Genomic DNA, 16,425 nt, shown 5'->3' on the forward strand with positions numbered 1-16,425 from the left:
TTCACCCTGAGCGCGACCACCACCAGTGGCCTGGTGACCGGTCAGAGCGACAGTGGTGAAGCGACGATCACCGATGAAGACACTCCACCTCAGTCTCTGGGAGGCGCAGTCTTAATCAACGAAGATGAAATCCACCTATTCAGCTTTTCAGAGTTTACATACTCAGATGCTGATGGTGATGCTTTTTCTGGAATAAGAATTGATTCTTTGCCCACAAGCGGCGAATTGCAAATATACAATTCAACTTCCATGTCATGGGAAACTGTGACGGCTACAGGAGTAACTGTATCTGCTACTGAGATAAGTGATAATCACTTCCGCTATGTGCCAGCCAGTAATGCCCCTTCGGGAGCTTCTGATGGTACAAACGAAGGGAACTTTGATTTCAGTGTTTCGGACGGAACGTTTTATAGTTCCAGTGTAACAATGCAAATCGATGTTACTCCTGTAGCAGACATGCCAATCATAACGGGGGGAACACCCGGTACCCCTGTCTTTGATAGTAACGGTAATATCCAGCTTCCTGCTTCTACCGGATTTAATCGGAAGATATACAACAATGCACCAATAAAATCAGGCGCAGCAACTGTTAATGAAATCTCTGATTCTGATACTGCTGCGTTTGAAGATGCGCTAAACAATACATCAGCCACTGTCACTGACACTGTCAGTGATATTTTCGCGGATAATGCTGGTAGTGATCAGAACACGCCGTTATCAGCCGATGGAGCAGTAAGTTATACAGGGTGGATTTTCCTTGAAGCTGGTCATACCTATCAGTTTACTGGGTATGTTGATGATGCTCTGCATATAGAACTGGGTGGCGTCACGCTATACAGTTCTGGAGGTGATGATTGGGGGAACTTCCCTGCGGATACAAATGGAACAAGCCAGACATTTACTCCAACAGTGTCAGGTTACTACTCATTTGAAGCCTATGCGTATAATCATGGTGGTCCCGGTGATATTGATATAAATCTTAGTGTTGATGGGCAACCTGCACAGGATCTGAATACCTCCAACTTTAACATTTACACAGATGTGCCTGCCGATGTTGCCAATGGCACAGCATCTGGTATAGGTCCTTATATTCCTGTTGCTGGCGATGCATCTGATAGTAATGATGGTGGTTACTACCCGGTAATTAACACCGGAAATGAAGGGGAGTTCATTAAACTGAATGGCGTGTCAGCGTCGTTTGTGGATAACGATGGCTCTGAGGTTCACACGCTTACTCTGGACAATATTCCACCAGGAGCAATCCTTACGGATGGTACGAATGTTTTCGTTGCGACAGCCGGTAATACCTCGGCAAATATTCTGGGTTGGGATTATGATAATCTGCAGATAAAGGCTGCAATAGACAGTGATTTCGACACAGTTACCTTAACGCTGACTGCAACGGCAGTTGAACAGGCTAACAACGATACCTCCCAGAAAACTGCGGATATTGATGTTTATATTCGTGGTGCTGAAGTTAATGCCACGAATAACAGCTATACAGTTGATGAAGATAGTTCGGTAACAGGCAACATCGTAATCGATGGACCGATTGCTGACAGCGATGCGAGCCCTTCCGCAGGCAATGTGAAATCGGGTGCTGTGCTGAACTATCGGGCAGTTGATGATACTGATGGTGATAGTCAGTGGGAGAATACTGGTACAGGTACTGCCAGCTCAGGAACGTTGAATTGGGGCTTAACAGGCCAAACCAGAGAAAGCGTTACTTCTAAATATGAGGGGATAACTGAGGCCTACAGGTTTACAAATGGCCAGGCAAAAGTTGTTGCTACGTCTTTTACCAATATCAATAGTAGCGATTCCACGAATGTAACCAACAAAGATGCAACCTTTGAGGTGTGGTTTAAGGCAGGTTCAAGTAACGCTGCTGGCAACTACACATTACTGTTTGAATCTGGTGGTTCTACTGATGGCATATCTCTCGTTCTTGAAGGCTCCAATCTCTACTTCATAGTTGAAGATTCAGAAAGTGGGGGAGCTAATCGCCGGCAGGTTGCCCTTAAATACGATCTGTCTGAGTTGGGCATAGACCCTAAAGATGAGTTTGTTCAGGTGACGGGCGTATTTGATCTTGGAGCTCCAGGCAGTGAAGGTCAGATAAGGCTATACGTGAATGGAGCCCTGGTCGCCCAAGATGTAACGCCAGTGAATTTGTTGGACTGGGCCGGTGGTAATGAAAGCTCTCTAGGCAGTATTGATAGTTCTACCAGCACCAGTGCGGATGATGATGATATTGTCATTGACGGTACTTCTTTCAATATTGGTACTTTGAACTCATTTGAAGGGGATATTGCTGAGTTCCGTTATTACGAGGAGGCACTGAGCAATTCAGAAGTACTGGGTAACTTCCAGGCGGTTGCCGGTTTAGCTGTAACTCATGTGAATGGGCAGCCGATTAGCGCATTAACGTCTATTGATACGGGTAATGGAACACTGCTTATTGCAGCAGATGGTTCTTATAAATTTACTCCAGATCCTGATTTTGCTGGCATAGAAACATTCACTTATACGCTGAGTGACCCTGATGGGAATACTGATACGGCGACGGTTACAATTAATGTCACTCCTGTTGATGATGATCCAGTTGCTTTTGGGCAAGCCGTTAATGCGTCGGTTGATAATACGCTAACTGCTCAGGTTCCAAACGCTACTGATGTTGATGGCGATTTGGATGAAAATGGTTACGTTCTATCTCAACCCTTACCATCCGGAAAGGGAGCATTGATGTTTAATGCTGACGGTTCCTATACATTTGATCCGGGTACAGATTTTGATGGATTGTCTCCCGGCACATCCGAAGACATATCATTCTCTTACATTGCTACCGATGAGAATGGTAATACCAGCGATCCTGTGCAGGTGACGATTACTGTAACCAATACAGCAGGTGATGCATTACCTGTTGTGCAGAATGTTGCTGATATTAATTATCTTGAAGGGTCGGGAGCACAAAAGCTTCTGCAGGGTGTGCAGATCAGTGACAGTGATAGCACGACTCTGTCATCTGTAGTCGTTGAGTTAGCTGGCTATGACCCTGCCAGTGAAACTCTTACCTACTTCACGCCCGGAACTTCAGTATCTGGAAGTGTTTCTGTTGTTAACGATGTATGGACGCTCACTCTTACTGGTGGAGCAAATATCGCTGAATATCTGACAGTTCTTGAATCAGTGACTTATGCTAGTAGTTCTCAGTCACCTGATACTGCTGCTCGAGCGCTGAAGGTCACGGCATTTGATGAATCTTATACAGCGTTGTCTGCTTCGGACCAGAGTAACTTCCAGATTACTGAAGTGAACAGTGCACCTGATGCTGTCAATTCCATAGCTGCTTTGCCGCAGAACACCGTAAATCAGCCTCTGGCAATACCAGCGCCAACTGACATTGATGATTCAGTGTCCAGCCTGGTGGTAATCATTGATGGCTTGCCAACCGGACTTGGTACTATCACTCTGCCAGATGGTACAGCGGTGACTGCTGGCACAATCCTGACGGTTGACCAGCTCACATCATTAACCTTGTCCAGCGGTGCTAATGCGGGTACTGGAACGCTGTCTTATATCGTACAGGATGACAGTGGTGCCTCTGATTCTGCCTCTGTCACCATTACGGTAGGCGATGCCAGTGTTGATACTGCAACCGTTTATGAGAGTTCTCTGAATAATGGAACTTTGAGTGATGGCGGCTCAACAGTTGCGACTGGTAATCTGCTTGCCAATGACGGGGCGGCAGGTGCTGATGCACAGCTTACTCAGCTCTCATTTGGGGGGACAACAGCAGGGGCACTGGGCGGCACTATCCAGATAAATACTGACTATGGTCAGTTGACTGTTTACACCACTGATTCCACGCCTGGTTTCCAGAAGGGGGATTACGTTTATCAACTGAATAACCGGGTTAATAATGCTCCGGGTGATGACTCATTTACTGAGAGCATTAATTACCAGTTCACCAGTGGTGGTAACACCTATGGTTCGAGCCTGGATGTTGCTATTCAGGATGATGAGCCTATTGCTGTTAATGTTGTTGAAACAGCACCAGAATCTGCAGAAGAAATATTCAACCTTGTATTGGCTCTGGATGTTTCTACCAGTATGGCGGCCAGTGTTGGTAGTTCAAATCGCTTTGAAATGGCGAAAGAAGCACTGATTCAACTGGTGACTGAATACTTTAACCAGTCGACTCAGGTCTCTGTCACGCTGATGGTATTTGCAAACGGATCTTATGAAATTAATAACGATCCCAGCACTGTAGCATTGCGAACGGACGGTGGCGCTGCAGGTGAACCATTTACAGATCTGGACAGTTTTATAGCTGTTATTAACAGTCCAGCTGTTCACTATGCACCTTACAACGATCAGGGAATCAGTAACTCAACAAACTATGAGTCAGCTGTTGATGGCTTCCGCACAATCCTTGATAACGATCTGAGTTCGCAGCCGGCAGACACAAATAATATTACTTATTTCCTGTCAGACGGTGCGGCAAACTCCGGTAATGTGAGTGATGCAGACCCTGATCCTTCTGACGGTGTAAATAAGGACTGGAGGCAATACACCCAGGATCACAATGTTGATTCCTACTCAGTTGGTATTGGCACAGGTTTACCTTCAAACCTTAACGACCTTAATTACGTTCACAACATAGATGCTTATGGTGAGGGCGGTGGCCATATCGACAATGCACTGATTGTTGAAGACCTGAATGACCTGACTGAAGTACTGCTCAGTACGGTGCCAACAGCATTTGGCGGTACAGTCGTTTCTGAAGGCGGTATTGTGAACTCTGTACTTGGTGCAGACGATGGTTATGTGCAGTCCATTACCGTAGAGCTGTCAGGTAACCCGGTTACCTTTACTTATGATGGCTCAACAGTGACACCGCCTGCTACAGGCTCCTATAACATCAATGGTTCAGTTCTTGAGTTGAATGAAGGCATTGGCTTCCCGTATGGCACCATGCTGTTTGATTTCAGTGATGGTACCTACAAGTTCTTTGCCAAGGCGGGAACTGCCGGGCAACAGGTGAGCATCGATTTCACTCTGATTGATGGTGATGATGATACGGCCAATGATGTGTTGCGACTGGACATTATTGAAGCTGTACCAAGAGCAGATGACGATCTGCATACCATTAACTCTGGTGAAACAGCCCAGGGTAATGTGATCACGGGTCTGGGAACGGATGGTGGTATCACACTTGGTTCCAGCTTTACTGATTTTGCTGTTCAAGGTGGAGGTGTTGACTCGGCTGTTGATAATGCAGACATATCACGCTTCAGTTTGGGAGGCTTGTCTGTTGATTTCAAAAACCAGCAGGTAACTGGCTCAGAGCCTGGATACAGTGTCTCTGGCTTTAGTGAAGAGACGGTTAAAGGGGTGGTTATTCGTCAGGTGACGATTACTCATAGCGCCTCTGGAGCTACTCTTACATTCCGCAGTAATGGTTACTACAGCTATAACCCTGGCTCATTAATGATTCCACTGGTTCTCTCCTATGTGCTTACCGACCAGGATGGAGATGAAGACAGTGCAGTATTAACTGTTCGCACAATGGAGAACACCGTACCGGGCAACGATACCGATCAAACCCTTAACGGTACCAGTCAGAACGATGCGATTAATGGTGAAGGCGGCAATGACATTATTAATGGTAACGCTGGCTACGATAACCTTTCCGGTGGTGCGGGTGCAGACCAACTGTACGGTGGAGATGATGACGACCGCTTAGCCGGTGGTGATGATGATGACCAACTCTTCGGTCAGGCTGGTGCGGACGTTCTTAAAGGGGATGAAGGTAACGACATCCTTGATGGCGGTGCTGGTGATGACCAGTTATTCGGTGGCAAGGGCAATGACCAGCTGTTTGGTTATACCGGCGATGATGTTCTCCATGGTGAGGATGGTGATGACCAACTGGATGGCGGTGCTGGCAACGACATTCTTAAAGGCGGCAGTGGCCAGGATCGCCTGATCGGTAACACTGGAGATGACACTCTGGAAGGTGGAGCGCAGAGTGATACCTTCGTGTTCCGTCTACAGGATATGCTTGATGGGCAGACTGTTCAGACTGACTCAATTCTGGACTTCACTCTGGGTGACCCTAACGCCTCTGATGCCGACTGGTTGGATATTTCTGATCTGGTGACGTTTGATAACAGTGAAACTCTTGATCTGGCCACGCTAACAGGTAAGGGAGTGAGTGCCAGTTATGATGGTGGCTCCAATCAGGCTGTCATTAGCTTCACAGAAGATACTGCAGATGGCACGAACGACACTCTGAATATTCAGTTCAATAACACGACCGGATGGCAGAACCAGAACTCTGATAGTACTTTGGATGGTGATGATATCCTTCTGCAACTGATTACCAACGGTCAGATTATTGTCTGACCGGAGAACACACTATGAATAAGAAAACAAAACAAGGTGAGTACAGGATGTCTCTTAATACTTTCAAGCTTTCCGGACTGGGGCTGTTGTTTCTTTCATCCACTCTTCAGGCGGGCTCTATGCTGGATTCCGTTAATGAGGCTTTGGCAACAAACCCGGAAATTCTCATTCGTACTGCCGAAGCTGATGCCCGTGGTTATGAAATTCGTCAGGCTAAGGCTGGTTATTTGCCAACGGTTGATCTGCGTAGTGGAATTGGCTATGAAAATACCCGTAATAGCACGACGCTTGGCTTCTATCGAACTGGTCAGGAGCCAGACAAAGACCTCAACCGTACTCGCAGAGAGGCCTCTATCGTTGCACGGCAAATGTTGTTTGATGGTTTTGCGGTAGATAGTGAAGTGGCACGACAGAAAGCCCGGCAAGCGTCGGCTTCCTTTGATGTCTGTTCAGCTGCAGAAAGTATTGCGCTTGAAGCCTCGCAGGTTTATATCAACGTGCTGCGCCAACAGTCTATGGTTGAATTGGCAAAAGAAAATGTGCAGGAACACGAACGGGTTGTTGAGCTGATTCGTAAACAGGGCGCAAAAGGCCGTAGCAATGAAGCAGATGTTGCTCAGGCAGAGAGTCGCCTTGTACTAGCTAAGGCGAATGAGATTAGTGCCGAATCAGTTCTGCGTGATGCCAAAACCCAGTATCAGCGTGTTGTTGGTAATCTTCCGAAGTCGTTTACCCTGCCAAGTGCTCCCGCCAGTTTGCCCGGAAACCTGGAAGCCGCGTTAACTCAAGCCAAGGCCAATCATCCTGTACTGCGTCTGGCTTCTGCAGATATCGATGCGGCACAAGCTCAGTATGATGCTTCCAAAAGCCCTTTTATGCCTCGCTTTGAGTTAGAGGTTGGCGCTGATTGGACCAGCGATGCTAATGGTGGCAAGGATGATAATTACACCCACACCGCCAAAGTGAATATGACTTACAACCTCTACAATGGTGGTGCAGATAAAGCTCGTCGTGAGCAGACCAGTAAGTTGATGAACGAAGCAATTGAGATCAAGAACCGTGCGCAGCGTCAAGTTGAAGAGGAAGTACGTTTTGCCTGGATTGCAGTGGAGTTTGGTGAAAAGCGCTTAATGCCCTTGGCTGAGCACGTAAAGCAGGCTGACCGTTCCCGTGACCTTTATAATAAGCAGTTCCTGATCGGTTCTCGTACTTTGCTGGATTTGCTGGATAGCCAGAACGAGTATTTCTCTGCTCGCCAGAGTGAAATCAATGCACGCTATGATCTGGCCTTTAACCGCTACCGTTTGCTGCAAAGCACAGGTTCACTGGTTACCAGTATTGGCGCGACACTGCCAGTTGAGAATAGCTGTGGCGTTGCAGTTGCTTCTTTGTAAGAGGCTCGGGGTATAGAGTAAGGTGGTGTTAGCTGCTAGCATCACCTTATCTGCTCATAGGTAAAAACTATTGGCTAAATAAATTCAATTCATTTCTTCAATTTGATGCTGAGGCATAAGATTGAACTGCAAACACGAAACAAGCAGTTCAAACTTAAGGAAAACGTTATGTCTCTGGTCAACACCAAAATCAAGCCTTTCTCCGCTACCGCATTCCACAACGGTGATTTTATCTCCGTCACTGAAGAAGATCTGCTGGGTAAGTGGTCTGTTGTGTTCTTCTACCCTGCAGACTTCACCTTTGTTTGCCCAACCGAGCTGGGTGATCTGGCTGACCATTACGAACAGCTGCAGGCCATGGGCGTGGAAGTATACTCTGTTTCTACAGACACTCACTTCACCCACAAAGCCTGGCATGATGGTTCTGATACCATCGGCAAGATCAAGTTCCCAATGATTGGCGATCCAACCGGCAAGATCTCCCGCAACTTTGAGGTGATGATCGAAGAAGATGGCCTGGCACTGCGCGGTACCTTTGTAATGAACCCAGAAGGTGAGATCAAGGTTGTCGAAACCAACGATCTGGGTATTGGCCGCTCCGCTAAAGAGCTGATCCGCAAGATTCAGGCCGCCCAGTATGTTGCCGAGCACGATGGCGAAGTATGCCCAGCCGCATGGCAGCCAGGCGAAGAGACTTTGGCTCCTTCTCTGGATCTGGTTGGCAAGATCTAAAACCTGTCCTGCAGTAAGACAGCGGTCTTCCACCTAAGAAGGCCGCTAATTCAAATCACTTTTAAGGAAAACTCGTCTTTCGGGAGCGCATCATGCTGGACGCCAATCTTAAACAACAACTGTCTACTTACTTTCAGAATATTCACCGCGCAGTTGAGATTGTCGCGTATGTTGATAGCTCTGATAAAGCCAAAGAATTAATGAACCTTGCCAGCGAGCTGGCAGAGTTAAGCCAGAACATCGCCGTGGTAAACGGTGAAACAGATCAAGCTCGTGTTCCTTCTATTGCTATACGAGAACAGGGTAAAAATGCCGGTATTAGTTTTGCCGGTGTACCTATGGGGCACGAATTTAATTCGTTGATTTTGGCGCTGCTTCATACTGGCGGCCATGATCCGAAAATAGAACAGGAATTGATTGAACAGATTAAGGGGCTGGAGGGTGAGCTGGAATTCGAAACCTATATTTCCCTCTCCTGCCAGAATTGCCCGGAGGTTGTTCAGGCTCTGAACCTGATGGCAGCACTTAGCCCCAATGTACGCCACACCATGATTGATGGTGCGCTGTTCCAGAGTGAAGTGGATGACCGCAAGGTGATGGCGGTGCCTTCAGTGTTCTTGAATGGTGAGAGTTTTTCCCAGGGCCGTATCAGCCTGAAGGATATTGTTAAAAAGATTGATAAGAATGCTGGCAAGCGTGAAGCGGAAGCAATCAATAACAAAGAATCGTTTGATACTTTGATTATTGGCGGTGGTCCATCCGGTGCGGCAGCTGCCGTTTACTCTGCCCGTAAAGGTATTCGCACAGGTCTGGTTGCTGACCGCTTTGGTGGCCAGGTGATGGATACCATGGCGATTGAAAACTTTATCTCGGTCAAAGCCACCGAAGGACCAAAACTGGTCGCTAACCTTGAGCAGCATGTGAAAGATTATGATGTGGATATTATGTCTGGCCAACTGGCGAGCAAACTCGTTCCAGCTCCAGAAACCGGCGGTTTGATTGATATTGAGCTGGCAAGTGGCGCTGTACTTTCAAGCCGCTCAGTGATTATTTCCACAGGGGCACGCTGGAGGGAAATGAATGTGCCGGGAGAACAGCAATACCGGGGTAAAGGCGTCGCCTACTGCCCACACTGTGATGGTCCGTTGTTTAAGGGCAAGCGCGTGGCTGTTATTGGTGGCGGTAATTCTGGTGTAGAAGCGGCCATTGATCTGGCGGGTATTGTCAGTCACGTGACTCTGTTGGAATTTGATACCAAGCTCCGTGCCGATGACGTTCTGCAGAAGAAACTTCGTTCACTGGGCAATGTAGACATTGTGACTAATGCTATGACCACGGAAGTTCGCGGAAATGGTGAAAAAGTTGTTGGCCTGAGCTATCAGGATCGGGAGTCTGGTGAGATCATTGAAGTTGATCTGGAAGGTGTATTCGTACAGATCGGCCTGGTGCCCAACACGGAATGGCTGAAAGGTGTTGTCGACCTGACGCCTCGTGGTGAAATCATTGTCGATGAGCGTGGGCAGACATCTGTTCCCGGTGTGTTTGCCGCAGGTGATGTAACTACTGCACCTTATAAGCAAATCATTATTGCGATGGGTAATGGTGCAAATGCTTCTCTTGGAGCTTTTGATTATTTGATCCGTACCCCTTTACAAGAATTGCATGCGGCATAAATGAAATAAGCCATTCCAGGTTGTTTGGGATGGCTTATTTTTAGGCACTAACCTTCGAAGGGTTTGGACCGTGTAAAATCATAGGGCGTGAAAATATTCTTCTGGAGGGGTGTTTGAACTGTGTACTTGAGGTGTAAGCTTTTGCATGAAGGCTTTGGCTAGATGATGATTTAACAGAAGGTTTTGCTGAGTGTTCACCCTCAGATGGTTCTCCAAGAAACTCGCGAGCTCTCGCTGTCATAATTGTTTGGCTCTCAGTATGCCCGTAAGAGCAGTTTTCTTGAAGCATTCTATAAATACGCGCCTCTCTTGAAGCAAGCATTGCTTTATAAATTCTATCTTGTCGCAATATTTTTTTTGCAAGCTGTTCATTGTTTTTCTTAAGCTTGTTGTGTTCCAGAAGCTCACAATCACACTCTTCTTCTAGTATTTGAATACGCTCTTTTAACTTATCAACCGCGTTTTCTATTTCACTAAATTCGCCTGACGGAACACCTAGTTTATCGGCGATTTTTTGAGTTTTCTCTAAATAAATTGTTGTCTTGTAAGGGCATGAAATGTACTCATAGGGATTAGCCACGCCCTCTTTCCATACGGTCAGTTTCTGAGGTTGCATTCCTGGAAGTACAGCTACAGGTGCATCAATAGTGTGATACATTGCAGGGCTTTGGCTCGCTCTAACCATAGCTGAATAAAGGGTGGAAACTGCTCTCTGGTTTGCCGCGTTTGTTGCCACCATTGCAGAAATTGTAGGGTCGGCTAATCCTGCGCCCATATTTTGTGGTCTAACAGAAGCATCGGGTGTTGCTGTCTGAACCGTCAAGTGTTGGTTAATGAGTATCCCTCCAGGCCCGGGAAATACGAGAGGGGGCAGAATGCCAGTTAGTGGCAGAGTGCCGGATGCTTGTGTTTGCATGGTATCGTCCTTGATGCTTTTAGAATGAACAAAAAACGAACCCTAATCTCTTTTCTGCGCGTTTAAACTAACACCAGTGTTTGTTTAGCTGACAAGTTCAAAAAATAACCAAGTGCCAGGCCAGAATTCCGCAAACGTTGTGATATAGTGCGCGGCCGAAAAATAATAAAGCCGTTGGTAATTAAGAAGTATGAGTGACGCGGATTCTGTGTTTCAGAGCTATGGACGCTGCTGTAAATCCCCCAATTTCTTTGAAGATTTCTACCAGAATTTTATGGGCAGTTCCGATGCTATTCGGGAACGATTTGCCAATACCGATATGCCTGCCCAATATCACCTGTTGCGTGCAGGCCTGCTCTGGATGATTATGCGTGCGCGAGGCATGTCTGATACCAAACTCAAAGATTTGGGTAAAAGTCATGATCGCAATGGCTACAATATTCCACCCCAATGGTATGACAACTGGCTTGAAGCGCTTTTAAAAACTGTGGCCTCTCATGATCAGGAATATTCTGATCAAATGAGAGAACAGTGGCGTGGTGTTATGTTGCCGGGTATAGAAATTATCCGTTCCCGCTATTAAGAACGTCTCAGAGCCATAGACTGGTGATCTTTATTTTTGCCAGTCTATCCTGTCCCCTTCCCACAATGGTGACTGGTCGTTAGGGCTGCCATTGTAGTTAATGGTTATTTCATCGTTAGGAAGAATCTTTTTAATTGCCACAATTTCCAGAATCTGCTCATCCGGGCAGGGACGATAAAGGGCGTTGGGTGTATAAGAGTGGTTATAGATTGAACCCATTCCCAAGGCTATAGCTGCGCCATCCTGTTTGTTGCCCCAGCAAAAATAATAATTGTTGAGTTCTGTACTGCGCAGACTCTCAACATCGTTGGGTGGCATAACGATAACCGGGCAGCGCTCTATCACGGTGTCCCGTTCAATTTTCTTACTGGTCAGGACCCCCCGTCCCTTCCCGAAAATACTGGAGACATAAAGCATAGGGTTACCATTGTGTTGTTCTTATATTAGGTAATGCGCGGGCTAGTATACGAAATTATTATTACTTATAAAAAAGCCCGTCATGAAAAACTTACTTATGAAAGGCTAATGTCTTTACGGACTACTCGATAACCTTAATTTCTCTTCTATCTTCACCTTTCACTCACAGCATTAAGTATGGGGGACATATGCTGGTGTGGGGGAGAGTGCAAAAATGCCATGCATTTTGGCCTGGGGTATTGTTCTGTCTTGTGGTTGGGTTATGGGCCAGTCAATCGGTGGCTGGCGGTAAGCAACCTCCAAATGTGTTGCCGGCACCAGTTGCCGGAAAGCTGCTTCAGCAATCTTTGGACGTTATAAATCACCAGCCGAGTGCAAAAGCAGGGCAAGGGCGTAGCGTGCGGCCTGAATCAAAAAGTAGTGCGTTTTCTTCATTGGAAGCCAGTTGCCCCTGTTGTTCGGGAGAGGGTTGTACAGAATGTATGACGGGCTGCTTATCTCTGACCTCGAACCTTGCAAAGCTTTGTATTGATTGCTTTCACTCTCATGTCAGGGGACGCAAACCAGCAACGGAGAATCCAATGCCAGTCTCTCCGTTGCCAGAGGAGTCAGAGGCCACCTTATCCCAGCGTTTAGAGGAATTGCATCTACCTCCAAAACACATAACCCCGGCACTGCAGAGCTCAAGTTATCTTTACTTACGAGCTTTGCTCGACAAGCTGAAACATGGGCATATGTTATCAGTTAATCAGGAACGTTTGGATCAGATGTGGGCGCTGTTTCAGGAACAGGAAACCACCCTTGCTTCTCTTTTAACAGGGGAAATCAGCGCTTTGGAAGCACCGGAGTATGGCCTGGTTCTTTATCTGTTTAACCATCTTCCTGAAAATGATGTCAGCGACATGAAAACATTTTTGGGGATGCCGCCGTCATCTATTGATGATCAGAAGTGGCAAGGCCTGATCAGCAGTATTCCTTTTCCCGGTTGGGTGGCTGCAGATGGCACTCTTTTTAATTTTGATAAATATGCCCAGCTTGATCCTGAGTGGGGAATGAGTCTGGCTTATTACATTGGTTATGAACTTGGAGATATAAAACTCGCACCTGTAAATCCACCAACACTGATTGATTACTCACACCGGGGTGATTTCCGTATACAGCTGGTTGGGGACTGGGGAACAGGTGTGTGGAGTGATGATAATAATCAGTGCCCGGCTCCTAATGTGATGACTGCCATGAGAGAACACACAGTAGATGCAGCCATTCACATGGGTGATGAGTATTACGCCGGAACACTAAAAACAATAACTGGCGCACCAGGGGAATCGGCTACTCACTTTCTTGATATGTGGAATCCCAAAGCCAGTCACTCCTTTGCTCTTGGTTCCAATCATGGCATGTATTCAGGCGAACAGGGTTACAGAAACATTATCCTGGAGTCAGAGCTCTTCGCAGCACAGAACAAGTCCAGCTGTTTTGCTATAGAGCTAAGGGATTGGGTAATAGTTGGTCTGGATACCGCACGAGGTGATCACAGTGTTTTGTTTGAACACGGTGATCTTGATGATACTCAGAAAGAATTTCTCGGAAGCATGGGCGGTAAAGGGAAAAAAGTTATGGTGCTCACTCACCACAATGGGCTGACTATTGACGGTAAAAGTCGCACACCTTTATGGAATGTGGTCGCCGAAGCATTGGGGCGAGATCCGGATTACTGGTATTGGGGTCATAAACACAGCGGTGTCGTTTATAGCGATAAATCAGCGGCAGGAGTTACGAAAACCCGTTGTCTTGGACATGGCGCTATTCCGGTTGGTAAACCGAGTGGACTATTCGAAAAAGATAACCCTGAAGTGTTAGCGGCAGAGGTTGATTATGTGGCTCATTCACCCATTCCTTCTCCCGCTGAATCACAGAAGAAACGTATTTTGAATGGTTTCTCTGTTGTGGATATTCATCATGGGGAGGTTGTTGAGAAGTTTTACAATCAGAATGGTGAGCTGGAGTGGAGTTCTGATTCTCACTATTAATAAAAGAGACCTGCGATTCGCAGGCCTCCGGGCGGAAGTTAATGCTTAAAGCAACAGCTCAACCTAATAGCTAAAAACAATCAGGCGATTGAGCGAATTGCGTTTTCCAGCCACTCGAGATCGTCACCTTCCAGGGATGGAGAGATCTTTTCGTAAACCTTACAGTGGTACTCATCAATCCATTGCTTTTCAGATTCTGTGAGAATCTCCAGCTCCAGCAGACGCTGATCGAAAGGTACAAAGGTGATGGCTTCAAACTCCAGCATAGGAGTAGAACCAGGCAGGTCAGCCTTGCGGGCCGCAACAATGTTTTCCAGACGAATGCCGAAGCTGTCTTCCAAGTAGTAGCCTGGTTCGTTACTCATGCACATGCCTTCTTCAACGATGCCGTTTTCGCCAGCGCCCATACGGATACGGGTTGGGAATTCGTGCACAGACAGGCAGTGGCCTACACCGTGGCCGGTGCCGTGGTCGAAGTTGTAACCTTCCTGCCACATTGGCTGGCGGGCCAGCATATCCAGTTGCTCACCACGGAAGCCGGACAGAAACTTGGCCTTGTCCATGTTGATATGGCCTTTCAGCACCAGAGTGAACATATGGCGCTGATGATCAGTCACATCACCCACTTTCAGGGTACGGGTAATGTCGGTGGTGCCGCACAGACCCGGACCTTTGTTGTAGTGGCCGCCACTGTCGATCAGGTACATGCCATCCTGACCCAGTGAACGACAGTCGTCTGGGTTATGGTTGTAGTGGCACATGGCCGCGTTGGGGCCAAGAGCGGAGATGCTTGGGAAAGAAGGCGCCAGAAAACCATCCATTTGCTCACGAAACTCCAGTAGCTTGCAGGCCAGAGTGTCTTCGTTATGAGGATTGCCAGCTTCAACTTCACGATCAACCCAGGCCAGGAAACGGCACATAGCGATGCCATCCTGAATGTGGGCACCACGCATGCCTTCCAGCTCGGTTTCATTTTTGCACACACGGTGCAGAGCACACAGGTTACGACCTTCAATGATTTCCGCATCAGTGTCGCCAATCAGGTTGTACAGCCAGGCGTTGGTTTCAGCCGGAGCCACATATACACGGCTTTCTGGAGTGATGCGCTGAGGCAGAACTTCCGCCATCATGCTGATATCGTGGGTGGAAACACCTTCACCGGCCCACTCGGAAAAACCTTCTGGCAGGCGGGCTGTGTCAATGAACAGGTCCAGAGAACCATCGTTCTGCAGGAAGCCAAAGCTCAGGGTGGTGCGCACGTAAGGAATGTCGGCACCACGGATATTTACCAGCCAGTTGGTGTCTTCAGGCTGGGTCAGCAGCATGGTGGAAAGATTATCAGCCTTCATCTGCTCGGCCAGCAGTCTACGCTTGGCTGTGCTGTCCACATCAGTGCCATCGAACAGGGTGATCTCTGCGTTAGGAGCCGCTGGGCGATCTTCCCAGTACTGGTCGACCGGGTTCTCTGGCAGAGATATCAGCTCGTGATTTTTGGAGGTGAAGGTTTCCTTGGCCTGCTTGAACCAGCTGATGTTGAACAGGGAAGCGTCCACACCAATACGACCAGCTACTGGCAGCTGGCTCATGGTCCATTCCAAATGACAGTCGTTCTGGATATGCAGATATTCAAACACATCGCCAGGAACCTGCTGCTTAACCTGTACGGTGAAGCGGCCGTCTACAAAAATGCCCGCGGTATTCTGAGTGATAACCACGATGCAGTTTTCTCCATGAAAACCACTCAGCCACTCAACCCGAAGAACATTCTTGGGCTGGTATTCGCCAAGGTGCGGGTCTGCGGTGGGAAGGATAAAGGCATCCAGTTGATGCTGCTTCAGATATTCCCGGATGGAATCAACGCGCTGTTGTACTGCGGATGACATAACGTGCTCTTTCCGAATTGATAGGAACGGATCATTTTATGACCGAATTTCAATATCTTACGACTAAGATTCTGTAGAGGAAATGTTATAAATCAAATTCTCTGACTCGATCGTGTAAATGTTTTGCTTAGGTGACAGGCGGTGCTGCTTGGTAGTAACAGCAGGCTATAAAATGCTGTCGTTTGTGAAATTAAAAGCTGATTGAATGATTTATTTAAAACTTTTTAGGTTGTCGGTAATCAAATGGTTAAGGCGTTAATTGCCAGTGAATTAATGTGGCACCCAGCCGTAAGATATTTGGGAGTTTGTGTGCCTAATCGTTGATCAAATGTTTTTTTGAATTTATTCTTCTTTGTGCTTTTATCAAGCCAGAAAAAGCTATAACC

Annotated in this window: 9 protein-coding genes; 6 read left to right on the forward strand and 3 right to left on the reverse strand. The window is 47.2% G+C overall.

Features of this window, described 5'->3' with window-relative positions; all coding sequences use genetic code 11:
• The first annotated feature begins 33 nt into the window (after positions 1–33).
• The 4 genes from ACY2RR_RS23320 (at position 34) to ahpF (ending at position 10,210) form a co-directional block, all read left to right on the forward strand.
• The gene (locus tag ACY2RR_RS23320) at positions 34–6,411 is read left to right on the forward strand and encodes a cadherin-like domain-containing protein (RefSeq protein ID WP_490110605.1); all 6,378 of its coding nucleotides are present in this window, start codon (positions 34–36) and stop codon (positions 6,409–6,411) included.
• Between the two features lie 14 nt (positions 6,412–6,425).
• Positions 6,426–7,805, forward strand: coding sequence for a TolC family outer membrane protein (locus ACY2RR_RS23325; protein WP_490110606.1), 1,380 nt, complete (start codon positions 6,426–6,428; stop codon positions 7,803–7,805).
• 168 nt (positions 7,806–7,973) lie between these two features.
• The gene (gene ahpC, locus ACY2RR_RS23330) at positions 7,974–8,537 is read left to right on the forward strand and encodes an alkyl hydroperoxide reductase subunit C (protein ID WP_490110607.1); all 564 of its coding nucleotides are present in this window, start codon (positions 7,974–7,976) and stop codon (positions 8,535–8,537) included.
• A 92-nt stretch (positions 8,538–8,629) separates the two neighbouring features.
• Complete coding sequence (ahpF, locus tag ACY2RR_RS23335; protein WP_490110608.1) at positions 8,630–10,210, forward strand: alkyl hydroperoxide reductase subunit F; 1,581 nt, start codon at positions 8,630–8,632, stop codon at positions 10,208–10,210.
• Between the two features lie 40 nt (positions 10,211–10,250).
• On the opposite strand, the gene ACY2RR_RS23340 is transcribed toward ahpF, so the two are convergent.
• The gene (locus tag ACY2RR_RS23340) at positions 10,251–11,126 is read right to left on the reverse strand and encodes a hypothetical protein (RefSeq protein ID WP_490110609.1); all 876 of its coding nucleotides are present in this window, start codon (positions 11,124–11,126) and stop codon (positions 10,251–10,253) included.
• 190 nt (positions 11,127–11,316) lie between these two features.
• Here ACY2RR_RS23340 and ACY2RR_RS23345 point away from each other — a divergent pair, with 190 nt between their 5' ends.
• Positions 11,317–11,709 (forward strand): globin, encoded by a 393-nt coding sequence (locus ACY2RR_RS23345; protein WP_490110610.1) that lies wholly within the window; start codon positions 11,317–11,319, stop codon positions 11,707–11,709.
• Between the two features lie 30 nt (positions 11,710–11,739).
• On the opposite strand, the gene ACY2RR_RS23350 is transcribed toward ACY2RR_RS23345, so the two are convergent.
• Positions 11,740–12,126, reverse strand: coding sequence for an SET domain-containing protein (locus tag ACY2RR_RS23350; RefSeq protein WP_490110611.1), 387 nt, complete (start codon positions 12,124–12,126; stop codon positions 11,740–11,742).
• 581 nt (positions 12,127–12,707) lie between these two features.
• On the opposite strand from ACY2RR_RS23350, the gene ACY2RR_RS23355 reads away from it, so the two are divergent.
• Positions 12,708–14,156 (forward strand): hypothetical protein, encoded by a 1,449-nt coding sequence (locus tag ACY2RR_RS23355; protein WP_490110612.1) that lies wholly within the window; start codon positions 12,708–12,710, stop codon positions 14,154–14,156.
• An 80-nt stretch (positions 14,157–14,236) separates the two neighbouring features.
• Here ACY2RR_RS23355 and ACY2RR_RS23360 read toward each other — a convergent pair whose 3' ends face one another.
• The gene (locus ACY2RR_RS23360) at positions 14,237–16,039 is read right to left on the reverse strand and encodes an aminopeptidase P family protein (RefSeq protein WP_490110613.1); all 1,803 of its coding nucleotides are present in this window, start codon (positions 16,037–16,039) and stop codon (positions 14,237–14,239) included.
• Positions 16,040–16,425: the final 386 nt, after the last annotated feature.

The organism is Parendozoicomonas sp. 2304DJ65-17 (assembly GCF_058148445.1).